This window comes from Glycomyces sambucus (assembly GCF_900102815.1).
In the GTDB taxonomy this organism is placed as follows: domain Bacteria; phylum Actinomycetota; class Actinomycetes; order Mycobacteriales; family Micromonosporaceae; genus Glycomyces; species Glycomyces sambucus.
The window spans coordinates 208,479-231,011 of sequence record NZ_FNGF01000007.1 but is presented as its reverse complement, the minus strand read 5'-3'; the positions used below and the strand labels follow the sequence as shown (position 1 = coordinate 231,011).

Annotated in this window: 23 protein-coding genes, 1 tRNA gene and 1 other RNA gene; 17 read left to right on the top strand and 8 right to left on the bottom strand. The window is 69.7% G+C overall.

From position 1 onward, the window contains the following. Positions 1-11 precede the first annotated feature (11 nt). From BLS99_RS21350 to BLS99_RS21335, 4 genes are all read right to left on the bottom strand, one after another. Entirely contained in the window at positions 12-935 is a 924-nt protein-coding gene (locus BLS99_RS21350; RefSeq protein ID WP_176953471.1) for a carbohydrate kinase family protein, read from the bottom strand. Positions 936-1,092: 157 nt separating this feature from the next. Then, positions 1,093-2,904, bottom strand: coding sequence for a phosphotransferase (locus BLS99_RS21345; RefSeq protein WP_091053745.1), 1,812 nt, complete (start codon positions 2,902-2,904; stop codon positions 1,093-1,095). 455 nt (positions 2,905-3,359) lie between these two features. After that, a tRNA-Glu gene (locus BLS99_RS21340) sits at positions 3,360-3,432 on the bottom strand. A gap of 207 nt (positions 3,433-3,639) precedes the next feature. Then, a complete protein-coding gene (locus BLS99_RS21335; protein ID WP_143034895.1) occupies positions 3,640-4,266 on the bottom strand; it encodes a hypothetical protein in 627 nt (208 codons plus the stop codon). Positions 4,267-4,610: 344 nt separating this feature from the next. Here BLS99_RS21335 and eno point away from each other — a divergent pair, with 344 nt between their 5' ends. The 4 genes from eno (at position 4,611) to BLS99_RS21315 (ending at position 8,149) form a co-directional block, all read left to right on the top strand. Then, complete coding sequence (gene eno / locus BLS99_RS21330) at positions 4,611-5,891, top strand: phosphopyruvate hydratase (protein ID WP_091053743.1); 1,281 nt, start codon at positions 4,611-4,613, stop codon at positions 5,889-5,891. 275 nt (positions 5,892-6,166) lie between these two features. Next, positions 6,167-6,694: an FtsB family cell division protein gene (locus tag BLS99_RS27495; RefSeq protein WP_091053742.1), complete on the top strand. Its 528-nt coding sequence runs from the start codon at positions 6,167-6,169 to the stop codon at positions 6,692-6,694. A gap of 4 nt (positions 6,695-6,698) precedes the next feature. Further along, entirely contained in the window at positions 6,699-7,229 is a 531-nt protein-coding gene (locus BLS99_RS21320) for a DUF501 domain-containing protein (protein ID WP_091053741.1), read from the top strand. Further along, positions 7,226-8,149, top strand: a complete 924-nt coding sequence (locus BLS99_RS21315) for a Ppx/GppA phosphatase family protein (protein WP_176953470.1) — start codon at positions 7,226-7,228, stop codon at positions 8,147-8,149. The genes BLS99_RS21320 and BLS99_RS21315 overlap by 4 nt, the downstream gene beginning before the upstream one ends. Positions 8,150-8,227: 78 nt before the next feature. Here the strand turns inward: BLS99_RS21315 and BLS99_RS21310 are convergent, their stop codons facing one another. After that, the gene (locus tag BLS99_RS21310; RefSeq protein WP_091053740.1) at positions 8,228-8,905 is read right to left on the bottom strand and encodes a hypothetical protein; all 678 of its coding nucleotides are present in this window, start codon (positions 8,903-8,905) and stop codon (positions 8,228-8,230) included. Between the two features lie 119 nt (positions 8,906-9,024). Between BLS99_RS21310 and BLS99_RS21305 the strand changes: the two genes are divergently transcribed. Then, positions 9,025-9,717, top strand: coding sequence for a TetR/AcrR family transcriptional regulator (locus BLS99_RS21305; protein WP_091053841.1), 693 nt, complete (start codon positions 9,025-9,027; stop codon positions 9,715-9,717). Between the two features lie 91 nt (positions 9,718-9,808). Next, positions 9,809-10,294, top strand: coding sequence for a hypothetical protein (locus BLS99_RS27490; RefSeq protein WP_091053739.1), 486 nt, complete (start codon positions 9,809-9,811; stop codon positions 10,292-10,294). 85 nt (positions 10,295-10,379) lie between these two features. Here BLS99_RS27490 and BLS99_RS21295 read toward each other — a convergent pair whose 3' ends face one another. Further along, positions 10,380-11,186, bottom strand: a complete 807-nt coding sequence (locus BLS99_RS21295) for a PP2C family protein-serine/threonine phosphatase (protein ID WP_091053738.1) — start codon at positions 11,184-11,186, stop codon at positions 10,380-10,382. A 249-nt stretch (positions 11,187-11,435) separates the two neighbouring features. Here BLS99_RS21295 and BLS99_RS21290 point away from each other — a divergent pair, with 249 nt between their 5' ends. The 9 genes from BLS99_RS21290 (at position 11,436) to BLS99_RS21250 (ending at position 19,494) form a co-directional block, all read left to right on the top strand. Then, positions 11,436-12,764 (top strand): protein kinase domain-containing protein, encoded by a 1,329-nt coding sequence (locus tag BLS99_RS21290; protein WP_091053737.1) that lies wholly within the window; start codon positions 11,436-11,438, stop codon positions 12,762-12,764. Between the two features lie 230 nt (positions 12,765-12,994). Next, entirely contained in the window at positions 12,995-13,498 is a 504-nt protein-coding gene (locus BLS99_RS21285) for a PadR family transcriptional regulator (RefSeq protein WP_091053736.1), read from the top strand. Between the two features lie 123 nt (positions 13,499-13,621). After that, a complete protein-coding gene (gene prfB / locus BLS99_RS21280) occupies positions 13,622-14,740 on the top strand; it encodes a peptide chain release factor 2 (protein WP_091053735.1) in 1,119 nt (372 codons plus the stop codon). 243 nt (positions 14,741-14,983) lie between these two features. Further along, positions 14,984-15,664 (top strand): cell division ATP-binding protein FtsE, encoded by a 681-nt coding sequence (locus tag BLS99_RS21275; RefSeq protein WP_091053734.1) that lies wholly within the window; start codon positions 14,984-14,986, stop codon positions 15,662-15,664. Positions 15,665-15,686: 22 nt separating this feature from the next. Beyond that, the gene (gene ftsX, locus BLS99_RS21270; RefSeq protein ID WP_091053733.1) at positions 15,687-16,562 is read left to right on the top strand and encodes a permease-like cell division protein FtsX; all 876 of its coding nucleotides are present in this window, start codon (positions 15,687-15,689) and stop codon (positions 16,560-16,562) included. 71 nt (positions 16,563-16,633) lie between these two features. Beyond that, entirely contained in the window at positions 16,634-17,872 is a 1,239-nt protein-coding gene (locus tag BLS99_RS21265) for a M23 family metallopeptidase (RefSeq protein ID WP_091053732.1), read from the top strand. 39 nt (positions 17,873-17,911) lie between these two features. Beyond that, on the top strand, positions 17,912-18,415 hold the full coding sequence (gene smpB / locus BLS99_RS21260) for an SsrA-binding protein SmpB (RefSeq protein WP_091053731.1): 504 nt from the start codon (positions 17,912-17,914) through the stop codon (positions 18,413-18,415). Between the two features lie 122 nt (positions 18,416-18,537). After that, positions 18,538-18,915, top strand: a transfer-messenger RNA (tmRNA) gene (gene ssrA, locus BLS99_RS21255). A gap of 129 nt (positions 18,916-19,044) precedes the next feature. Further along, positions 19,045-19,494: a DUF2269 family protein gene (locus BLS99_RS21250; protein WP_091053730.1), complete on the top strand. Its 450-nt coding sequence runs from the start codon at positions 19,045-19,047 to the stop codon at positions 19,492-19,494. Here the strand turns inward: BLS99_RS21250 and BLS99_RS21245 are convergent. Next, entirely contained in the window at positions 19,491-20,075 is a 585-nt protein-coding gene (locus BLS99_RS21245; protein WP_091053729.1) for a YqgE/AlgH family protein, read from the bottom strand. The two genes, BLS99_RS21250 and BLS99_RS21245, sit on opposite strands and share 4 nt — an antisense overlap. Positions 20,076-20,345: 270 nt before the next feature. Beyond that, positions 20,346-21,197, bottom strand: a complete 852-nt coding sequence (gene mca, locus BLS99_RS21240; RefSeq protein WP_091053728.1) for a mycothiol conjugate amidase Mca — start codon at positions 21,195-21,197, stop codon at positions 20,346-20,348. A gap of 238 nt (positions 21,198-21,435) precedes the next feature. Here mca and BLS99_RS21235 point away from each other — a divergent pair, with 238 nt between their 5' ends. Together BLS99_RS21235 and greA are read left to right on the top strand one after the other, a co-directional pair. Continuing rightward, positions 21,436-21,861 carry a DUF4307 domain-containing protein gene (locus tag BLS99_RS21235; protein WP_176953469.1) on the top strand — a complete coding sequence of 142 codons (426 nt, stop codon included), beginning with the start codon at positions 21,436-21,438 and terminating at the stop codon, positions 21,859-21,861. Between the two features lie 121 nt (positions 21,862-21,982). Continuing rightward, positions 21,983-22,477 (top strand): transcription elongation factor GreA, encoded by a 495-nt coding sequence (gene greA / locus BLS99_RS21230; protein WP_091053726.1) that lies wholly within the window; start codon positions 21,983-21,985, stop codon positions 22,475-22,477. The last annotated feature ends 56 nt before the right edge of the window (positions 22,478-22,533 follow it).

Genomic DNA, 22,533 nt, shown 5'->3' with positions numbered 1-22,533 from the left:
TCAGATCGCCGTTACTCCAACTCGGCTCGGCGGGGAGGATTGGCCCCCGCGCGGGAACAGGTCACCGAGGCCACCTTCGAAGCGAACAGGACCGCCGCGCGCGCCTCGGCGGCGGTGAGACCGTCCAGGTCCTCCCGGCGCAGCCGCCCGTTGCGGCTCAGCCAGTCCAGCAGGCCGCCGCTGAAGGAGTCCCCGGCCCCGATGGTGTCGACCATGTCCACCGGCGCCGCCTCGACGGCGAACGACTCCCCGCCGGCCCACACCAGCGAGCCGTCACCACCCTTGGTGATCACGACCAGCTTGCGGCCCTTCGCCATCCACGACTCGGCCAGCGCCTCGGGCTCCTCGGCGGGCCAGATCCACGCCAGGTCCTCGTCGGACACCTTCACGATCGACGCGAACCCGATCCACCGCTCCACGCGCTCCCGGTACGCGTCCCGGTCGCCCAGCAGCGCCGGCCGCACGTTCGGGTCGAGACTGATCGTCGTCCCGGTGCTCAACCCCGCGAGCCACCGCTCCAGCACCGGCCCGCCCGGCTCCAGCGCGAGCGCCAGCGACCCGGCATGCACGGCGTCCAGCCCGGGCTCACGCGGCAGCTCGTCGGTGCGCCACTGCCAGTCCGCGGTACCCCCGGTGTGAAACGCATATGTCGCCGAACCGTCAGAGGAAACGGAGACGATCGCAAGGCTCGTGGGCTCCGGGGCATCGACGAGCCAACCCAGATTGACGTCCGACTCCGCCAGGTGCGTCCGCAGCAGCTTCCCGAACGCGTCCCTCGACAACCGCCCCAGAAACGCGGTCTCGGTTCCCAACCTGCCCAGCGCCACCGCGACATTCATCGGGCTCCCACCGGGATGCGCCACAGGATGCCGCGCGTCAGCCGCCACGACCTCCAGATCGACCAGAGCCTCCCCGACCACACCGATCACGCCCACCAGCCCCTCTCCATTCCAGCGGAGGAGAATCGGATACCCGACCTCGCCCCGAACTCACCGGGCCCAACTTGCGGAAGCCGATGATAGTCGCAGGACCCTACATCCACTACAACCTTGCTGCGTGGAAACTCCAAAGGCACTTGCAGTCTTTGAAATATTACTTTCCGTGCTTCCCTTTTGTATTTTTGACTGGAACGCAGGTGTCGGAGTGCGCCCAGTGGAAACTGAACGTCTCCTCGAGCAATGACCTACTGTGCGTTCCAGTGCCTTCCAGCTCAAGCTCAAATGAGTCGAACAGCAACCGCTCGCGTTCGATTCTCGCGTATCTGAAGTATGGCTCCAAGAAAGAGGACCCGCTCGTCAGCAGGATGGTTTGAGCGAGGCCGAACCTGGCGAGTCGCAGCTCAACGGCCGTGCCGAACTCCGCTTCTAGGATTTGGTATCCGCGGATACTCTCTTGTGTCTTCCTCTCCAGGAGCTCATTGGCCTGGTACCCGTCCTCGCCTGAGCCGCCGTAGCAGGCCGAGAGTCCGAGATACTCGGTGAGCAGTGGATTGAGGATGACGACCTGAAGCCTGCCGCCGTCGCGGAGCACGTCCCGGACCTCGTTGCTGAACACTCCTCGTGGAGAGAGATAGGACTGCCCGGTCTCAGCAAGCAGGCGCACTGCCGACTTTCGGCGGTCGTGATCGCTCAACGCACCTTTCTTTGCATCGTTTCGCATGTTGTTGACCAGCCGCTCCGAGCCGCGAGTGGGTACGTATGCCGCACGGCATTGCAACTGCGACGCCAGTGACTGCGGTGCATTTGAGATCCAAGTCGAGTCCAACGCTCCGTCCGACAGGTACTGCCGCAGTGCGCAGATGGTGAAGATCAGGACTGCGGTGTCGATGTTCACCCAGGTAGTTCGCTTCAAGCATTCCCCCAGCAGAAACCACCGGTACATCATCAGGCCACCGGAATGCTTGAGCTGCGGGAACGAACGGCACATCGCGTTCCGCCACAAGCGGAGGCACTTCAGGCTCCGGCTGCTCAACTCCTCGTTGCCGAGATTGACCTCGTCCCTGAGGACGAAGTTGACGGCGGTGACGAGTTGGGCCCGGTCCACCTCCTGCGATCCGTTGACCTTGGGCACTGACTTGAACAGCAGATCCAGCTCGAACCGCGCGAAGTCCTCGAAGACGTGCCCCAGTCTGCCGCTGCCGAAATCGATGAGGTGGACTTCGGACCTGACATCGTCGACCAGGACGTTTGCGAAGCGGGCATCGCCGTGGAGCCGGCGACGGTCGTGTACCGGGGCGAAGAGCACTCCGTTGAGGTTCTCGTCCCACCACTCTCGGAGTCCGTTCAACTCGTTCAGATCGGGGCAGAAGGCGGCGGCGGTGCGAATGACCGCGGAGACGCCTTCCTCCCAGTCGACCGAAGGGACGTATTCAGCGAGGGACTGCAGCGGTCCTCCCTGGGTGATTCCGCGGTCCGCGCCTAAGGTGAAGGCCATGGCGCGGAAGCACTCGCTCACGGTGTTGTCCGAAGGCGCCGCATCCCGATCGGAGCTCCAGAGGTAGGAGCCGATGAATCCTTCGAAGTCGTTGAAGTGCTTCAACTCCTCGAACGATCCGCCGCCCCGGTACCGGTAGGCGATCATGGACCACTCCACTTTGCGGTGCTCGATCTCGATCTCCACCGGGGCGAAGAGCTCGTTCAGTCCGTGCTCCTCCAGCCAGGCGTCCTCTCCCATGTAGGCAAGGCGGTTACGATGTTCGGCCTCGATCTTCTCCATGGGGCCGAATTTCAGTACCACCGGGCTCAACTCGCTGGAAGCGCACAGCGCTACGAGTGCGTCGCTGTAACCGCCGCGGAGGATCCGCACGCTCAGGTCCTCGGTGCTCACGGCTTCGAGGAGTGCGCGGGTGATCAGGTGACGAACCTCGCCGTTCGAGATGGCATCATGCTTGCCGACGATGTACACGTTGATCTCCTCTGACTGCTCGCAGCCACGACTGCAGAAGCAGGTGCCGTATTCAAGTCCGGGCGATTCGTATCGTGTGGGGTGCGATTGCTGGGTTAGACGATCAGCGCTGGAGTGGCCGCCTTCGAGCCAAGTGTCGCACAGCGGCCCGTTCATCGCGTTGTCCTGGTGTCTGTCCGGCAGTACGAGGCTTGCAGGATCGTTCGGCCGCTTCGGCTTGTTGTCGAGAGCGCGTTGAGCTGCCTTTGCGCGAGGCAGATGAATGCACGATTCAAGAGCCTGCTCCTCTGGGGGCATGAGATCACCCTGGGCAGCCTCAAACGACTCTCAACGGATGAGCCCCTGCACAACCACGGTCGAGGATGGGAAGCGTTGCCGAGTTGGAGTACGCCCGGAGCTGATTCGTCCCGAAGACGGCAACAGAGCCTCGGCGGAAGCCGAGGCTCTGTGATCTGTACTCCCGAGCGGATTCGAACCGCCGTTTCCGCCTTGAGAGGGCGGCGTCCTAGGCCCCTGGACGACGGGAGCTTGCCTTGTCTTCGCGGCTTGCCGCGGCAACGACGACAACTTTACACGGTACTCGTGGGGGGTGCGCAAGCGGGATAAGCCTTGTGATGCGGGCTACTCATCGGCTGGTGAACGGGCCGGGCCCGGCGCCGCCACCTTCTCAGGTGAACCCCCGTTGCGTCCGACCCGGCCCGCCGAGCGACTGTAACGCGCCGCGCGGCGTGGTGCTCACTGATTGCTGGTGGTCGCCTGTCCGCTCATGTCCTCGAGCCAGGCCGCGTCGACGCCGTCGTGGTAGTTCACGAGCTTGGCGGTGTAGGCGGTGTCGCCGACCTTCGCGGTGACGCTCGCGATGACGCCGACCGTGGTCACGCACACCTCGAACGAGCCGACGGGCGCGTCAGCCGCGCCTTGGACGTCGACGCAGTCGGCGAGCTCTCCGGCGAGGGTGGTGTCGGAGAACTCCGCCGACGCGGCGGCGTCGGCGGCAGCGGCGGCGAGCCAGGCGGCGACGTCGGCCTCGGTGGGCAGCAGGCCGTCGAGCTCCTGGCCGAGCCAGGCCGCGAGCGCGGTCTCGTCGCCGCCCGACCACATGGACGGGCGGTCGCCGACGACGACCGCCGCGGTGCCGGCCTCGGGGTCGACGGCCACGAGGAGCGCGTCGTCCGTGTCCTCGACGCGGTACTCGGCGGTGTAGGCGTGGCCGTCGCCGTCGGAGAGGCGCTCGCTCAGCTCGGTGAGGGCGGCCTGGTCCTCCGAGGCCGCGGCTTCGCCGCCTCCGCCGCCGGAGCAGCCGGCGAGCGCCAGCAGCGACGCCGCGCCGAGCACGGCGCAGCGCCGAAGGGGGTTCTGCACGATCATGGGGCTCCACTTCCATAGTGCGGGGCGATGGAGTAGCCCGGGCGCTCTCGGCGGCGGTCGCGGGCCGCGGCCCGACCCGTCGGCATCCTGGGGGGCACGCCTAGCACAGGTGTCTGATCTGAGGTTCGACTCCACCATATAGCGCCGAGTCCATCCTCCATGTAACACGAGCGGAGGGCGCGAGCGCCATCGCGTTTTCGCGGCTCGGAGGCACTGCCGCCGGGGCCGGGGCGTAGGCTGAACAGCTGTGGCCGGCGCAGCGTCGGGTCGGCCGAAATCCTTCGGACACGGCCCCGAAACGGGGCCGATCGTCAGATTCGGCTATTTCAGGAGTGACAGTGGCTGCGATTGAAGACATCCGCGCGAGGGAGATCCTCGACTCCCGCGGGAACCCGACGGTCGAAGTGGAGATCCTGCTCGACGACGACACGCTCCAGCGGGCGGCCGTCCCGTCCGGCGCCTCCACCGGCGCGTTCGAGGCCATCGAGCTGCGCGACGGCGACAAGGGCCGCTACCTCGGCAAGGGCGTCGAGAAGGCCGTCGACAACGTCAACGGCCCGATCCGCGACGCGCTCATCGGCATCGAGGCGTCCGAGCAGCGCCTCGTCGACCAGGCCCTCCTCGACGCGGACGGCACCCCCGACAAGTCCAACCTCGGCGCGAACGCCATCCTCGGCGCCTCCCTCGCCGCCGCGAAGGCCGCCGCCGACTCGGCGGAGCTGCCGCTGTACCGCTACGTGGGCGGCCCGAACGCGCACCTCCTGCCGGTGCCGATGATGAACATCCTCAACGGCGGGTCCCACGCGGACTCGAACGTCGACGTGCAGGAGTTCATGATCGCCCCGATCGGCGCGCCGACGTTCAAGGAGGCCCTGCGCTGGGGCGCCGAGACCTACCACGCGCTCAAGTCGGTCCTCAAGGACCGCGGCCTGTCCACCGGCCTCGGCGACGAGGGCGGCTTCGCGCCGAACCTCGACTCGAACCGCGCCGCGCTCGACCTCATCTCCGTGGCGGTCGAGAAGGCCGGCTACAAGCTCGGCACCGACATCGCCTTCGCGATGGACGTGGCCGCCACCGAGTTCTTCACCGACGGCGCCTACCTCTTCGAGGGCCAGAAGAAGACCGGCGACGAGATGAGCGCCTACTACGAGGAGCTCATCGGCGCCTACCCGTTCGTGTCGATCGAGGACCCGCTGTCCGAGGACGACTGGGCCGGCTGGTCCTCGCTCACCGCGGCCGTGGGCTCGCGCCTGCAGATCGTCGGCGACGACCTGTTCGTCACCAACCCCGAGCGCATCCGCCGGGGCATCGACGAGAAGGCCGCCAACGGCCTCCTCGTCAAGGTGAACCAGATCGGCTCGCTGACCGAGACCACCGACGCCGTCGAGATGGCGCACCGCGCCGGCTTCGGCTGCATGATGAGCCACCGCTCCGGTGAGACCGAGGACACCACGATCGCCGACCTGGCCGTCGCGATGACCTGCGGCCAGATCAAGACCGGCGCCCCGGCCCGCTCGGACCGAGTCGCCAAGTACAACCAGCTCCTGCGCATCGAGGAGGATCTCGGCGACGCCGCCCGCTACGCCGGTGCTTCGGCGTTCCCGAAGTTCGGGAAGTAGCGGGACGCGGCCCGCTTCAGGGCGCGCCGCATCCGCCTCTGGGCTGAGGGCCCCCGGTCGCAACCGTAGTCGGTCGCACCTGAAGGGGACCTGAAGCGGAGCCGCCGGATCGGGACAGGGCTGATCCACCTCTGGGTCAAGGGCCCCCGGTTGCAAACGTAGCCGCAGGGACCTGAAGGGGAGCTGAAGCCGCTCGTGCATCGAAGGCCCCCGCGCCAGTGGCGCGGGGGCCTTCGAACGCCTCGGTGTGGGGAGGCATCGACTAGGCTGGGCCCGTGAACGCGAGCCGCCGACCCAGCCGCCCCGGAGGACGATCCACCGGTCCCGGCCGCACCCGCGCCGCCCGGCGCCCCGCGCCCGGCACCGCCGGGCGGGCAGAGGTCAAGCGGGTCCGCTACCGCCCCGCCCGCAAGGTCTCCCGCCGCGCCGCCGTCCTCGCGCTCGTCCTCTCCGCGCTCGCCCTCGCGTACGCCTACCCGCTGCGCACCTACGTCGAGCAGCGCATCGAGATCAACCGCCTCGAAGCCGAGCAGTCCGCCCAGGAGGACCGCATCGAGGAGCTGGAGGCCGAGCGCCTCAAATGGGACGACCCCGAGTACGTCCAGGCGCAGATCCGCTCCAGCCTCCTCCTCGTGCCCCCCGGCGAGGACCTCGTCATCGTCATCGACGAGGACGACCCCAAGCACACCGGCGGCGCCGACGACGAGACCGGGGCCGACGCGTCCTGGTACGAGGAGCTCGCCGCTACCTTTGAAGACGCCGACCAGCTCGACCCAGAGGAAACCGAGGAACCAGCGGAGTGATCCAGTGAAGCCGGAAGCGTGGCCCCAAGCGCCTCAAGAAGTCACCGAGGCCGACGCGGCCGCCGTCTCCGCACAGCTCGGACGCCCCATCCGCGGCGCGCACGCCGTCGCCTGGCGCTGCCCCTGCGGCCAGCCCGCGGTGATCGAGACCGAGCCGCGCCTGCCCGACGGGACGCCGTTCCCCACCACGTACTACCTCACCTGCCCCAAGGCCGCCTCCGCGATCGGGCGCCTCGAAGGCGGCGGCGTCATGAAGGACATGAACGAACGCCTCGGCGCCGACCCCGAACTCGCCGAGCACCATCGGCGCGCCCACGAGGACTACCTCGCGCGCCGCGCCCGCCTCGGCGACGTCCCCGAGATCGCCGGCGTCTCCGCCGGCGGCCTCCCCGACCGCGTCAAGTGCCTCCACGCCCTCGTCGGCCACGCCCTGGCCGCCGGCCCCGGCGTCAGCCCCATGGGCGACGAGGCCCTCGACCTGCTGCCCGAGTGGTGGCGGAACTCCAGCTGCGCCCACCGCGAGGACACCGAATGATCACCCGACGCGTCGCCGGCATCGACTGCGGCACCAACTCCATCCGCCTCCTCATCGCCGACATCGGCGAGGACGGGCGCCTCCGCGACGTCGTGCGCCGCATGGAGGTCGTGCGCCTCGGCGAAGGCGTCGACCGCACCGGCCGCCTCTCCGAGGCCGCCATCGAACGCACCCGCGTCGCCCTCGCCGGCTACACCGCGGAGATCCGCGAGCACGCCGCCGAGGCGGTCCGCATGGTCGCCACCTCCGCCAGCCGCGACGCCGCCAACGCCGCCGACTTCACCGCCATGGTCGAGGCCACGCTGGGCCGCGCCCCCGAGGTCATCACCGGCGACGAGGAGGCCCGACTGTCCTTCACCGGCGCCGTCGCCACCCTCCCCGCCCACGCGGGCCAGCGCCTGCTCATCGACATCGGCGGCGGCTCCACCGAGTTCGTGCGCGGCACCGGCGCGCTGGTCACCGCCGCGGTCTCGGTCGACGTCGGCTGCGTCCGCATGACCGAGCGCCACCTCCGCTCCGACCCGCCGCTTCCCGGGGAGATCGACGCCGCGGTCGCCGACATCACCGGCATCGTCGACGGCGCGCTCGCCGTCGCCGACCCCGACCGGGAGGCGACCGAGCTCGTGGCCGTCGCCGGGACCGCGACGACGATCGCCGGGATCGCGCTGGGCCTGCCGGCCTACGACCCGGTCGCGATCGACGGCACGCGGCTCACCTACGAGCAGGTCGCGAAGACCACCGCCGACCTGGCCGCGGCCGACCACGCCGCGCGCCTGGCGATCCCGGTGATGCACCCGGGCCGCGCCGACGTCATCGCCGGCGGCGCGCTGGTGCTGCGGACCGTCATGGAGCGCAGCGGAATCGACGCGGTCCTCATCAGCGAGCACGACATCCTCGACGGCATCGCACTGTCCGCTTAGGACCGTTCGTGCGGCCGATGGTCGCGCAAGCAAGGAGGGCCCCGCGACCGGTGGTCGCGGGGCCCTCGCCGTGTTCGCTTACGCCGCTTGCGGATCCGTCGCCGGGGCCTTGGCGGCGGCCCTCCACATCTCGGCCGCGAGCCACAGCGCCGCGACGGCCACCAAAGCGCCCCAGGCGATCCGGCCCGCGTGGGGGAGGAAGAACTGCGGCAGGAACGTCGCCATGAGGGCGGCGAACGGGACACCGCTCCACCGGTTCAGGGTGCCCGAACGCCACACCGCGACCGCCGCGATCACGGCCGCGACGGCGATGAGCACCAGGCCGATCGCGAAGACGCTCATGGCGACCGAGTCGAGTCGGAAGGCGTCGGCGACCTCGGTCAGGGTCGCGTCGCCGTCGGCCACGGCGCGCTCGCCGATCGCCCGGAGGCCGTAGACCTCGGCGCCGTAGTAGGAGATGGTCAGCGCCGATCCGATGTAGCCGGTCGTGGCGGCGAGGAACGCGGTCTTCTCGTTGCGGGTGCCTTCGAGGTGGCCGCGGAGGGCGCCGTAGGCGAGGGGGAAGAGGATGAGCGCGACGATCGCGGCGAGGTGGGCGACGGCCCAGCCGGCGGTCGTCCAGGACTCGGCGCCTTCGAGGGTCGTCTGGTCGGCGCGCGGGGCGACGGCCTCGTAGAGGACGAAGAGGACGCCGGCGAGGCCGAACGCGACGGCGCCGGTGCGGGCACGGGAGTCGGGGGCTTGGGGGACTGGCACGGGGGCTCCTTGGGGTTTCACCGCTCATTGTCGAGAGCGGCGCTCTCTGTTGCGAGCAATGATTGCACAAGCTCCCCGACAACGCAAGAGCGGTGCTCTCGTTTCTGTACACTGGCCTCATGAACGCGCCGAGAACCGCCAGAGCACGCGCCCGAGCCGAGCTCACCAAGGAGATCCTGGCCTCCTCCCGCCGCCAGCTCGGCGAGGTCGGCGCGCCGGGCCTGTCCCTGCGCTCGGTCGCCCGCGACCTCGGCATGGCCTCCTCGGCCGTGTACCGCTACTTCGCGAGCCGCGACGAACTCCTGACCGCCCTCCTCATCGAGTGCTACAACGAGGTCGGCGAGGCCGCCGAGCGGTCCGACCGCCCCAAGGCCGTCCCCGAGATCCGCTGGCTCGGCGTCTGGCGCGGCGTCCGGAACTGGTCCCTGGCCAACCGCCACGAGTACGCGCTCCTCTTCGGCACCCCCGTGCCCGGCTACGCCGCCCCGCACCTCACCACCGAGATCGCCGCCCGCATGCCGCTCACGCTGGCGCGCATCGTCGCCGACGTCAAGCGCGACCGCGGCCTGCGCCCCCGCACCGGCCCGATCTGCGACCCCGCCGCGATCGAGCCCGCCATGCTCGTCCTCCTGGAGGACGGGAACTTCACCGTCGAGGACACCGCGCGGCTCATCCTCGCCTGGAACCGCCTCGTCGGGATCATCGGCTACGAACTCCACGGCCACCTCGCCAACGTGACCGCCGACGACGACGCGTTCTTCGAGTACTGCGCCCGTGCCGAGGGCGCGAACCTCGGCCTCGACTTCGACTGAGCGTGAACGGCACGAAACCGTGAGAGACGGAGGCGGCGCTCGCGCGTCATGTCAGTGAGGACCACTCACCGCAACGACAAGGAGCACCCCCATGCGACGCCACCCCCTCCACCGCCACCTCGCCACCGCCGCCGCGATCGCCGCGACGGCCGCCGCGCTCGCGGCCTGCGGCTCCGGCGACCCGACCGAGACCGCCGCCTCGGCCACCGCCGAACCCACCGCCTCCGCCAGCGCCACGGCCGAGCCGACCGCCACCGCATCGGCCACCGAGCCCGGGGCCGACCCGCGCCTGGAGGTCCTGGTCGGCACCTGGGAGGCCGACGAGGAGGAGGTCGGGCCCCACGGCTCGACCCTCGCCGTCGCCGAGGACGGCACCGCCGAACTCGCCTCGTTCGCCAACCAGCACGGCTCCTACGCGGGCGCGATCGTCCTCGGCGACGCCGACCCGCACCGCTTCGAGGGCACCGAGCCCGAGACCGGCGAGGCGATCGTCCTGGAGCTCGCGTACGACGCCGGGGCCGACACCCTCGCGGTGACCTACCCCGACGGCGCGACCTACGTCCACACCCGCGCGTGACCGCGGACGCGCCGAGGGCCGCCCGGTGATCCGGACGGCCCTCGGCGAAGCCCCTGCGGCACCTCCCCCAGCGGAGGCGCCGGCGTCAGAAGAAGTACAGGCCCAAGGCGATCGCGGCCACGACCAGGACCGCGGCCACCGCGCCGAGGACCCACGGCCAGCGCCGCCGCGCGCGGTGCTCCGACACGTCGCCGACGACCACGGTCACGTTGTCGGGGCCGCCGCCCTCCAGGGCCAGGCGCACCAGCTCGTCCGCGGCCGCCTGGGGGTCGGCGAAGTCGCGCAGGACGTTCTCGATCACGGCGTCGTCCACCACGTCGCTGAGCCCGTCGGAGCACAGCATGTACCGGTCGCCGACCAGGGCGGGCCGGGTCTCGAAGTGCGCCGGCGCGGGGTTCGCCTGGAGCACGCGCGTGACCACGGACTTGTAGGGGTGGTCCTGGGCCTCGGCGGGGGTGATGGCGCCCTCGTCGACCAGGTGCTGCACGTACGAGTCGTCCACGGTCACCTGGACGAAGTCCTCGCCGCGGACCTGGTACGCCCGGGAGTCGCCGATGTGGACGATGTCGACCGCGTCGTCGCCGAGCCACAGGCCCGTCAGCGTGGTCGCCATGCCCTCGGACTCGGGGTTCTCGGCCACGGCGGCGCGGATGCGGTCGCGGGCGGCCTCCACGACCTCGCCCAGCTCCGCGTGGGCGTCGGCGGGGGAGCGGCGCGCGAGGCGGGTCACCTCGGCGATCGTCACGCCGCTGGCGACCTCGCCGGCGGCGGCGCCGCCCACGCCGTCGGCCACCGCGAGCAGCCGCCGCGACGCGAGGTGGGAGTCCTCGTTCAGGTCGCGGACTTTGCCCACGTCGGTGGCGGCGCCGTAGCGCCATCGCAATTCGGTCACAGGCGATCACCACTGATTCGGCACTGAGTTTCGGCAGTCTGTTCAAAGCTTGGCCGTACGAGGGACATGGGCGCAAGTGTAGTGGTCCCGCACTCACAGCACGCGACCGTTGAACCCCCGTTCGCGCGACGGCGCGGCCCGGAGCTGTATCCCCCGATCGTGCCAGCCTGCCAACCCGCCGCTGAGCTGCGGTGACGTCCCGATTACAGTGGATTCAGCCCGCTTCGCCACCCACCCCCGGGAGCTGCCATGAAGACCGTGCTGGCCGACCGCTACGTCCTGGAGCAGGAGATCGCGCGCGGTGCGGTCGGCGTGGTCTGGCGGGCCTTCGACCGGATCACCGGCGAGTGGACGGCGGTCAAGGTGCTCCGCGAGGAGCTGCGCGGCGAGGCCGAGATCTTCGAGTCCTTCCGGGCCGAGGCCGAGATCCTGCGCACTATCGACCACCCGGGCGTGGTCGCCGTCAAGGACTTCATCGTCACCGAGACGGTCTGCGCGGTCGTCCTGGAGTTCATCGAGGGCCTCGACCTGCGCGAGCACCTGCGCCGCCACGGGCCCCTCCCCGCCGCCGAGGCCGCCCTGCGGTGCGCGAGCGCCGCCGAGACCCTGGCCGCGATCCACCGCTTCGGGTACCGCCACTCCGACGTCAAGCCCGGCAACCTCATGCTCCACGGCACCGAGGGCGTCAAGTTCGTCGACTTCGGCATCGCCCGGGCCGCCGCCTCCCGCACCGCCCCCTCCCACGGCACCCCCGAGTACATCGCCCCCGAAGTCGCCTCCGGCGACTCCGCGAGCACCGGGGTCGACAACTACGCGCTCGGCCTGGTCCTCTACGAGGCCCTGACCGCCCACAGCGCCTACCGGGGCGGGTCCATCACCGACGTGGTCGAGCGCCACCTCACCCGCATCCCCGTCAAGCCCGCCGCCGTCGACCGCGACCTGTGGCAGGTCGTGGAGACGCTGCTCTCGCTCGACCCGCGCGCCCGCGGCGACCTCGACGCGATCGCCGCCGAGCTGCGCCGCCTCGCACCGCGGCTCTCCCGCCAGGCCACCGCGCCGATCGAACCCGAACTGCGCGAACGGGACACGACCCGGGCCTTCTCCTACGACCCCGTCACCCCGCACGCCCCCGAGGCGCAGGGGATCGCCGCGCTCATGACCGCCGAGTCCGGGCCCGCCGAGAACCCCCGCCGCGCCCGCTTCCTCATGGCCGCACTGGCCCTCGTGGCCGTCGCGGCCGCGGCGGTCTGGGCCGTGGCGACCCTGACCGGCCCTGACGTCCCGAATGCGGAGGATGCGGCCGATCCGTCCGAAGAGGCCGCTACGTCCGCTGTCGAGTCCTCTGCGGACCCAACGGAAGCGGGACCGAGCGAGTCCGCCACGCCGGACGAGGAGGCGTCCAGTCCTGAAGGGGCGGAGACGGAAGGCCCCGACGAAGAGGGGGAATCGCCTGGTATGTCCGGATCGGAAGAAGCGACCGAGGACTCCACTGAGGGCGGTGGCGACGCCGAGTCGCCCGGATCGGACCTCATCGGTTCGCCCATGCCGACAAGTGAAATCGGCCGCGACAGTCGATAATGATCCATGCGCGCCGAGTGACGCCGCGTCACCCGAACCGATGAGGGCGATGGGGATCACACGTTTGGAATTCTCCGATCAGGCGTTGCAATCCCGTATCGCCCTCCGGTGGAATCACAAGGCTCGCAGTGCTTTCCATGGTCACGCAGCATGAACCATCGGCCGCGTTCAATCGACACATTGGAGCTGTCCACTTGTCAGGGCGGCATCCACATGGCATCCTGTCGGCTATGGCAGGAAAAGAACTCAACGCGACCTCAGCAGCATTGCTGGGCTTGCTGCACGAAGGACCGATGACCGGCGGACAACTCATGGCGGAGGCGACCCGTCGCCTCGGTCCGTACTGGACCATGACGCGCTCGCAGGTCTACCGTGAACTCCCGGCGCTGGCCGAGGCGGGCCTCGTCCGCGTCGGGAAGCCCGGGCCCCGCGCCTCGGTGCCCTACACGATCAGCGCCAACGGCAAGCGGGCGTTCACCCGCTGGCTCAACGAGCCGGCCCGCATCGGCCAGCTGCGCGACCCCGTCGCGCTGCGCACGGCCTTCCTCGACTACCTCTCGAAGGACACCGCCGACGAGATGTTCTCCGACGCGGTGGAGCAGCACCAGGAGGCCTTGGCAGAGGCCCGTGCCGCCGCGAAGGACTACGCGGACGAGGACCCGAACGCGGCGATCGCGATGGAGTTCGCGATCGGCTACCACCGCTCGGCCCTGAGCTGGCTGAAGAAGCGGTAGTAGTGGACTAGACCCGGCGCCGACGCCGGTCGCACGACCTCAAGCACGGAGCGGGACGCGGCCCCAGACGGGGCTCGCGTCCCGTTTCGTATGAGCCCGAATACAGGCGTACCCTGATCTGTTGTGACCAGTGTCGATGTTTCAGCCGATCTCCGCGAACTCAAGGCGACGCTCGCCAGCGTCGAGGCCGTCCTCGACCTCCCCGCGCTCCGGCGCGAGCTGGCCGAGCTGGAGGCCGCGGCCGCCGACCCCGGGCTGTGGGACGACCCCGATCACGCCCAGCAGCTCACCTCCCGCCTCTCCTACGTGCAGGCCGAGCTCAAGAAGCTCGCCTCGCTCCACGGGCGCATGGACGACGTCGAGGTCCTGTTCGAGCTGGCCGACGCCGAGGACGACCCGAGCGCGGCGGCCGAGGCCGGCGCCGAGCTCGCCTCGATCCGCAAGGCCGTCGACGAGCTCGAGGTCCGCACCCTCCTGTCGGGGGAGTACGACGAGCGCGACTGCGTCGTGACCGTGCGCTCCGGCGCCGGCGGTGCCGACGCGTGCGACTTCGCCGAGCAGCTCATGCGCATGTACCTGCGCTGGTCGGAGCCGCACGGCTTCGGCACCGAGGTGTACGACGTCTCGTACGCGGAGGAGGCCGGCATCCGCTCGGCGACCTTCGCCGTCAAGGGCCCGTACGCCTACGGCCACCTCTCGGTCGAGCAGGGCACGCACCGCGTCGTGCGCATCTCGAAGTACGACAACCAGGGCCGCCGCCAGACCGGGTTCGCCGCGGTCGAGGTGGTCCCGGCCCTGGAGCAGACCGACGAGATCGACGAGATCCCCGAGGACGAGATCCGCGTGGACGTCTACCGCTCCTCGGGCCCCGGCGGCCAGGGCGTCAACACCACCGACTCGGCGGTGCGCCTGACCCACCTCCCGACCGGGATCGTCGTCTCCTGCCAGAACGAGCGCTCGCAGCTCCAGAACAAGGCCACCGCCATGGCCGTCCTCAAGGCCAAGCTCCTCCAGCGCACCCGCGACGAGGAGCGGGCCAAGGTCGACGAGCTGCGCGGCTCGGCCACCGCCTCGTGGGGCGACCAGATGCGCTCCTACGTCGAGCACCCGTACCAGATGGTCAAGGACCTGCGGACCGGCTTCGAGACCGCCGACGTCAAGGGCGTCTACGACGGCAACATCGACGGGTTCCTGGAGGCCGGCATCCGCTGGCGCAAGAGCGGCGAGAAGTCGACGAGCTAGCACCGGATCGTAGGTCCTGTTTCCTATAGGATCTACGATCCGCTGTGGACCCCCCGTCGCGGCCCGGTGACCCTTCGCGGCCCCCGCATGGGCCTCCTGACCACACATGCTTCCCCCGTTCGGGCGAAATCACGTCGTTACCCCCGGGCGGTCGTGACATATGGGTCCGAAACGACGGAATATGCCACGCTTGTACTGGAGCCGCCGCCACGGCTTCGGGAATCGGCGGATAGACTCCGCCTCGTGATTCAGCTTGAGGGTGTAACCAAGCACTACCCCCGGTCGAACCGCCCCTCGGTGGAGGACATGAACGTCTTCATCGACAAGGGGGAGTTCGTGTTCTTCATCGGCCCCACCGGTGCGGGGAAGTCGACGATCATCAAGCTCCTGCTGCGCGAAGAGGTCCCCGACAAGGGCAAGATCAGCGTCGGGGACATCGACGTGACGCGCCTGCGCCGCTGGAAGACCCCCGCGTACCGGCGCAGCATCGGCTGCGTGTTCCAGGACTTCCGGCTGCTGCCCAACCGCACCGCCGCCGAGAACGTGGCGTTCGCGCTCGAGGTCATCGGCAAGCCCAAGTCCGTGGCCCGCCGCGTCGTGCCCGAGGTCCTGGAGCTGGTCGGCCTCGGCGGCAAGGAGCACCGCTACCCGCACGAGCTCTCCGGCGGCGAGCAGCAGCGCGTGGCCGTGGCCCGCGCCTTCGTCAACCGCCCCCTGCTCCTGCTGGCCGACGAGCCGACCGGAAACCTCGACCCCGACACCTCGATCGAGATCATGCGGCTCCTCGACCGGATCAGCCGCACCGGCACCACCATCCTCATGGTCACCCACGACTCCAACATCGTGAACCAGATGCGTCGCCGCGTCATCGAGATCGAGAACGGCCAGATCGTCCGCGACCAGGCGCGCGGCGTCTACGGCTGAGCGAAAGGCAGAACCAGAGCTAATGCGCGCGAAGTACGTGATGTCCGAGGTCTTCCTCGGACTGTGGCGCAACATCTCCATGACCGTCGCCATGATCATCACCATGGCCGTCTCGCTGACGATGCTCGGCGCGGGCCTGCTGCTGTACAACCAGGTCGACGTGATCGAGGAGTACTACCAGACGAACCTCGAGGTGGTGGTCTACCTCGACCGCGACATCACCCCGGAGATGACCGACCAGATCAAGGCCGAGCTGGAGGACAGCGGCTACGCCGCCCAGGTCCAGTACGAGTCCAAGGAAGAGGCGTTCGAGCGCTTCAAGGACACCTTCGAGGAGTCCGAGGACCTCGTCAACGCCGTCGAGGCCGAGGTCCTCCCGGCCGCCTTCCGTATCAAGATGAACGACATCAACGACGCGGACAAGCTCATCGCCGACTTCTCCGAGCGCGAGGGCGTCTACCAGGTCACCAACCAGCGCGACATCCTCCAGCAGGTGTTCGACATCCTCGGCGGCGCCCAGCGCCTCACCCTGATCGTCGCGCTCGTGCAGGGCATCGCGGCCCTGATGCTGGTGGCCAACACGATCCAGGTCGCCGCCTACTCGCGGCGCCGCGAGGTCGCGATCATGAAGCTCGTCGGCGCCCCGAACTGGTTCGTCCAGGCGCCGTTCGTCCTGGAGGCGGTCTTCGCCGGCGTCATCGGCGCGATCTTCGCGTTCGCGACGCTCATCGCCGCGAAGTTCCTCGTCATCGACGGCGAGTTCGCGGACCTCTTCAGCCTGATGCCGCCGATCCAGATGCAGTCGATCCTGCTGCTGCTGCCGATCCTCACCGGCATCTCCGCCGTGATCTCCGCGATCACCGCCTGGATCACCCTGCGGTTCAACATCAAGGTCTAAGGTCACCCGTTCGGGGCGGCGTGTCCCGAATGCCCTGAAGATCCGTCGCAGATGGACTAGATTCGGGCGCTATGAGGCGCATCGGATGGCTGCTCGCGGCCCTGCTGTTGGCAGGGACCGCGAGCAGCCCCGCGTTCGGGGTCTCCCAGTCCGACCTCGACGAGGTCGAGCGCGAGAAGGCCCAGATGGCCGCCGAACTGGAGGACGCCTCCGACGAGGTCCGCGCCGCCGGCGGCGTGCTCGCCGAGACCCAGGCCCGCCTCCCCGACGCCCAGCACGAGGTCGACGCGGCCCAGGGCCGGGTGGCCGCCGCCGAGTCCGAGGCCGCCCAGGCGCAGCGCGACGCCGACGCCGCCCGCGCGGCCCTGGCCGCCGCCGAAGCCGCCTACGAGGCCGCCGCCGCGGTCGTCGAGGAGGCTCGCGAGGCCCGCGCCGACCTGTTCAACGCCACCGCGCGCGGCGCCGAACTGCTCACCGTCGACGCGATCCTCGCCTCCGACAGCCCTGCCGAGGCCATCGACGGCCTCACCTACCTCGAGTTCCTCATGGACGGCAAGGACCAGGCGGTCGACGAGGTCACCCTCGCCCGCCGCGAGGCCGCCAACGCCGAGAACACCGCGACCACCGCCGAAGCCGAGGCCGTCGCCGCCGAGGCCGCGGCAGCGCAGGCCCTCGCCGACGCCCAGGTGCGCGTCGCCGAGGCCGAGGCCGCGCAGCTCGCGGTGCAGCAGCTCCAGGCCGACCAGCAGGCCGCACTCGCCGTCGCCGAGGCGTCCCGCGACGAGGCCCAGGCCGACTACGACGACCTCGAGGCCGAGTCCGAGCGGCTCGCCGACGCCCTGCGCCGCGAGGACGACAACGACGACGACCACGGCGGCGGGGACTCCGGCGGCGGCTCCTCGTCGGGGGGCGGCGGCTGGGTGGTGCCCGTCGACGGCTGGAAGTCCTCGGACTTCGGCTGGCGGATGCACCCGATCTTCGGGTACGCCCGCCTCCACGGCGGCACCGACTTCGCCGCCGGCTCGGGCACCACGATCCACGCCGCGGCATCGGGCAAGGTGGTCTACGCGGGCTGGAGCTCCGGCTACGGCAAGCTCACCTGCATCGCGCACGGCGGCGGCGTCACGTCCTGCTACGCGCACCAGTCGAGCATCTGGGTCGACTACGGCGAACGCGTCGACCGCGACGAGGAGATCGGCGCGGTCGGCACCACCGGCGACAGCACCGGCCCGCACCTCCACTTCGAAGTCCGCGTCCACGGGGAGAGGGTCAATCCCGTCAAGTACCTTCCCTCTTGCCTGTGCCGATAAGCTTTCGACATACAGATGTTCGATCGTTAAGCTTGTCTGGTGTCCAAGAAGAAGCAGGAGAAGGTCAAGCACTCGGGTTCCGAGCGCTCGGTGGTGACGACCAACCGGAAGGCCCGCCACGACTACGAGATCCTGGACACCTACGAGGCCGGCATGGTCCTGTCCGGGACCGAGGTCAAGGCGCTCCGGCAGGGCCGGGGGAACATCGTCGACGCGTACGCCGAGATCCACAACGGCGAGGCGCGCGTCCACAACTTCCACATCCCCGAGTACGACTACGGGACGTGGACCAACCACCCGCCGCGGCGCATCCGCAAGCTCCTGCTCCACCGCTCGGAGCTGGACAAGCTCGCCCCGAAGCTCGACGAGGCCGGCCTGACGCTGGTCCCGCTGTCGGTGTACTTCCTCAACGGGTACGCCAAGATGGAGCTCGGTCTCGGGCGCGGGCGCAAGAACTACGACAAGCGGCAGGCGATCGCCAAGCGCGAGGCCGACCGCGAGATCGAGCGCGCCGCGGGCGTGGCCGCCAAGCGCGGCCGCTAGCCCCCGCCGCGCCGCGGGGGGAATATCGGTTCGCCCCGGCACGTTGCAGCGGGGTAGAATTCCACAGCACAACTGAACAGGGTGATGAACACTCACTCGACGTTGCACCTGGCACCCATCCAGGGGCTGATCGGTTTCGACTCCGTACGTTGACGTGAGGGAAGCGGGTCGAGGAAGCCAACGCCGTCTCGTAAACCGATGTTGGAAACCAACAAGTGCCAACGCAAAGCAACGCACTGACTTCGCCCTCGCTGCCTAAGCGAGTGTGAAGTTTGCCGCTCCAGGGGCGCATCCGCCCTGGACCAGCGGCATCATCTGAGGATGCTGTGGCCGACGTCTTGATCGCTGGGACGTCGTCCGAGACTTTCGGCGATTAGAGCCCGTCCCACCGACTCGTCCGTGTGATCGGTGGGGCTCGATAAAAGGCACAGCGGACTGCACCCGGAGAAGCCTCACGAAGGCCGCGGAGGACCAGGGTTCGATTCCCTGCAGCTCCACCGAAGACAGGCCGGGACGCGCAAGCGTCCCGGCCTGTCGTTGTTCTCAGGGCACTGTCGATGCCCGGTCCGACACTGGCGCCGCGCGCCGTTTCCGCCGTTTCATGACTTGTATGTCCGTAAGATCACACTATGCACACGTTGTTGGTGATCCTGCACGTGCTGACGGTGGTGATCTGCGTCGGCCCGGCCATGCTCCTGCCCTGGCTCGGCGAGCGGGCCCTGCGCGAGCGCGACGGCGACCGCGTGCACACCGCGGGGCGCCGCACCATGCTCTTCAACGCGCTGACCCTGGTCGCGGCTCTCTTCGGGGTGCTCGCGACGACCACCAGCGACCGCTACTCGTTCGCCGACGCCTGGCTCATCATCGCCGCGACGCTCTACGTGGTCGCGGTCGTCAACGGCGCGGCCGTCGTCCCGGCCGTGCTCGCCCGCATCGGCAAGGAGCTCCAGGACGCGCACGGCGTCATGGACGGCGAGCTGCTGGAGCAGCACCGCGGCCGCCTCCTCGCCCTCTCCGGCCTCAACCTGGTCTTCTACACGGCCGTGGTCGTCCTCATGGCCTGGCGGCCAGGGGCTTAGTTCATCGCCGGGTCGGCCGGGTAGTGCGCGACCGCCGAGAGCATGCCGCCCTGGCGCCGCCACACCATCGACCACAGGTCCTCGGGGCTGGCCGAGAACGGGTCCGCGGGGAGCGCGTCGAAGACCATCCAGGCGCCCGCGTCGATCTCGGACTCGAGCTGGCCCGGCGCCCAGCCGGCGTACCCGGTGAAGACGCGCATGCCCTCCAGGAGCGGCGCCACCTCGTCGGGGTCGCGGGACAGGTCGAGGGTGCCGAGGCGCCCGAGCACCGGACGGAACGCGTCGGAGAACGGCGCGTCGGCCTTGCGCCAGCCGAGCCCGATCGCGGCGTCCGGCTGGACCGGTCCGCCCTCGAACAGGACGGCGGGGTGGCCGGCGAGCACGGCCCACTGGTCGAGGTAGTGGGCGACCTTCCGCTCGGTGGCGCGGTTGAGGACCACGCCGAGCACGCCGTCGGACTCGTGGCCGACGCCGATGACGACGGTGCGGTCGAAGTTGGGGTCCTGCAGCGTAGGCGTGGCGACGAGGAGACTGCCGACGAACGACTTCGTCCGCGCCGGCGATGTTTCGCGACTGACCATGGCTCCACCTCCGTTCTGCGCCCGCCTCCGCGAGAGATCGCTCGGAGCCCTGGGTGCGGCCCGGTTTCCCCCGCACGGTAACCCGCGGGAGCGCGCTTGCAGCAAGGTTCTCGCACTTTCCGGGGAAATACACCGTGGTGTCGGGAGCCCGACAGTTGTTTCCTCACGGAGGGTGCTCGGAACGGGACGATGCGCCGTCGAAGGCGTCGTCGCAAGTGGAGCAAGAGGCCCCAGGTTCCCCTGGGGCCCATGTGAAGCGAGGTGTCGCGGTTACCGGAGTCCGGCGAAGAGGTCGTCCTCGGGCAGGCGGGTCTCGATGCGGGACTCGACGAGCTCGTAGTCCTCGGTCGGCCACGCCTTCTCCTGGATCGCGCGCGGCACGGCGAACCAGAACCCGTCGGGGTCGACCTGGGTCGCGTGGGCCTTCAGGGCCGCGTCGCGGACCTCGAAGTACTCGGCGCACTCGACGCGGGTGGTCACGCGCTCGCCCTTGTCGCGGGTCCAGTCGCCCGCGTCCATCCACTCCTTGTAGGGGGAGTCGAGGCCGGCGTCGACCATCGCGTAGTGCAGGGCCTCGATGCGGGCCTTGCCGAACGAGTGGTTGTAGTAGAGCTTCAGCGGCTGCCACGGCTCGCCGCGGTCGCGGTAGAGCGTGGGGTCGCCGGCGGCGTCGAAGGCCGCGACGGAGATCTCGTGGGTCTTGACGTGGTCGGGGTGCGGGTAGCCGCCCTCCTCGTCGTAGGTGGTCACCACGTGGGGCTTGAACGAGCGCATGATCTCGACCAGCGGCGCGGCGGCCTCCTCGGTGGGGACCAGGTAGAAGGCGTCCTCGGGGAGGTCGATGCCGGAGTCGGGGAGCCACCCGTCGGGGAGGCCGGAGTCGGTGAAGCCGAGCCAGTGCTGCCCCACGCCGAGGATCTCGCGGGCGCGGGCCATCTCCTCGCTGCGGATGCGCGGCAGGTTCTCCTGGACCTCGGGGCGGTCCATCTTCGGGTTGAGGACGTCGCCGCGCTCGCCTCCGGTGCAGGTGACCACCAGGACCTCGATGCCTTCGCGCACATAGCGCGCCATCGTCCCGGCGCCCTTGCTCGACTCGTCGTCGGGGTGGGCGTGCACGCACATCAGACGCAGAGTGCTTCGGTTCGTCACAGCAGTCGACCTCGCTGGCTAAGAGACAGGGATCCAGGGCGCCCGGACCGACTCGCGCACTGCGGTAGTTGTCGGCTCCGGCATTCTGTGCAACGATACTCGATAATCATTGCTTCCCGGTTCCTCCCGGAATCCGGACTCCCGGCGGCGAAGCCGCTGATCGCGAAGGAAAGCCGCGCCGATGACTGAGACGCAGACCACGGATGGACGCGTGCCCGCTGCGCCTCTGGACGCGGCTTCCGTGTCCTTCCCCGACGGTCGCTACGGTCGCCGCCGCGAGCCCTCCCGCCGCCGCACCGGGACCACCGCGGTCCTCACCGCCGGCGTCATCGCGGCCGGGGTCGTCACCGCCTGGCTCCTCATGGAGTCGTACGGGCAGGACGAGCTCTCCGAGCGCCTGCTCGCCTTCGACGACTCCGTCCCCGGGCAGGTCGAGGTCACCTTCGAGGTCTACAAGCCGGCCGGCGAGGGTGCCACGTGCGCCGTCCGCTCCCGCGACCTCGCCGGGGCCGAGATCGGCTACGCGGAGGTGGACGTCCCGGCCGACGACGCCACCCGCGTGGAGATGACCTACGTCCTCCCCGTGGAGGGCGACGTCAACACCGGTGAGGTACTGAGGTGCTGGCAGGCGGACTGAACTGAGACCATCGGCCCGCCGCACCGCATCCCGGTCGGCGGGCCTTTCGCTATCCGGGGCAGCGCGTGACGCGCGGCGGGCCTCCACACTACGGATCGCACTATTCGGAGGATTGAGAAACATGGCTACCGACGCCAACCAGGGCACCTGGCTCACGCAGGAGGCATTCGACCGCCTCAAGGGCGAGCTCGACGAGCTCGTCGCGAACCGACCGCTCATGGCCGCTGAGATCAACGCCCGCCGCGAAGAGGGCGACCTCAAGGAGAACGGCGGCTACCACGCGGCCCGCGACGAGCAGGGCAAGCAGGAGGGGCGCATCCGCCAGCTCCAGGACCTGCTGCGCAACGCGAAGGTGGGGGAGGCGAAGGAGAGCGACGAGATCCAGATCGGCACCGTCGTCACCATCGCCTTCGACGGCGACCCCGACGACACCGAGAAGTTCCTCCTGGGCTCGCGCGAGATCGCCGCGACCACCGACCTCACGGTGTACAGCCCCGACTCGGCGCTGGGCGCCGCGATCCTCGGCCACAAGATCGGCGAGACCGTCGTCTACAAGACCCCCAAGGGACTCGAGATCTCCGTGAAGATCGTCGAGGCCGAGAAGTTCCTCGGTTAGCACGGCGTGCGAAAGGGGGCCCTCTGCGGAGGGCCCCCTTCGGCGCGTCCCGGGCC

Excerpts from the sequence above, each read along its gene's own strand:
- BLS99_RS21315 (WP_176953470.1), top strand. The coding sequence starts at position 7,226 with ATGATCACCCGACGCGTCGCCGGCATCGACTGCGGCACCAACTCCATC.
- BLS99_RS21245 (WP_091053729.1), bottom strand. The coding sequence starts at position 20,075 with ATGGTCAGTCGCGAAACATCGCCGGCGCGGACGAAGTCGTTCGTCGGC.
- BLS99_RS27490 (WP_091053739.1), top strand. The coding sequence starts at position 9,809 with ATGCGACGCCACCCCCTCCACCGCCACCTCGCCACCGCCGCCGCGATC.
- BLS99_RS21290 (WP_091053737.1), top strand. The coding sequence starts at position 11,436 with ATGAAGACCGTGCTGGCCGACCGCTACGTCCTGGAGCAGGAGATCGCG.
- mca (WP_091053728.1), bottom strand. The coding sequence starts at position 21,197 with ATGTGCGTGCACGCCCACCCCGACGACGAGTCGAGCAAGGGCGCCGGG.
- ftsX (WP_091053733.1), top strand. The coding sequence starts at position 15,687 with ATGCGCGCGAAGTACGTGATGTCCGAGGTCTTCCTCGGACTGTGGCGC.
- BLS99_RS21285 (WP_091053736.1), top strand. The coding sequence starts at position 12,995 with ATGGCAGGAAAAGAACTCAACGCGACCTCAGCAGCATTGCTGGGCTTG.
- BLS99_RS21265 (WP_091053732.1), top strand. The coding sequence starts at position 16,634 with ATGAGGCGCATCGGATGGCTGCTCGCGGCCCTGCTGTTGGCAGGGACC.
- BLS99_RS21250 (WP_091053730.1), top strand. The coding sequence starts at position 19,045 with ATGCACACGTTGTTGGTGATCCTGCACGTGCTGACGGTGGTGATCTGC.
- greA (WP_091053726.1), top strand. The coding sequence starts at position 21,983 with ATGGCTACCGACGCCAACCAGGGCACCTGGCTCACGCAGGAGGCATTC.
- BLS99_RS21305 (WP_091053841.1), top strand. The coding sequence starts at position 9,025 with ATGAACGCGCCGAGAACCGCCAGAGCACGCGCCCGAGCCGAGCTCACC.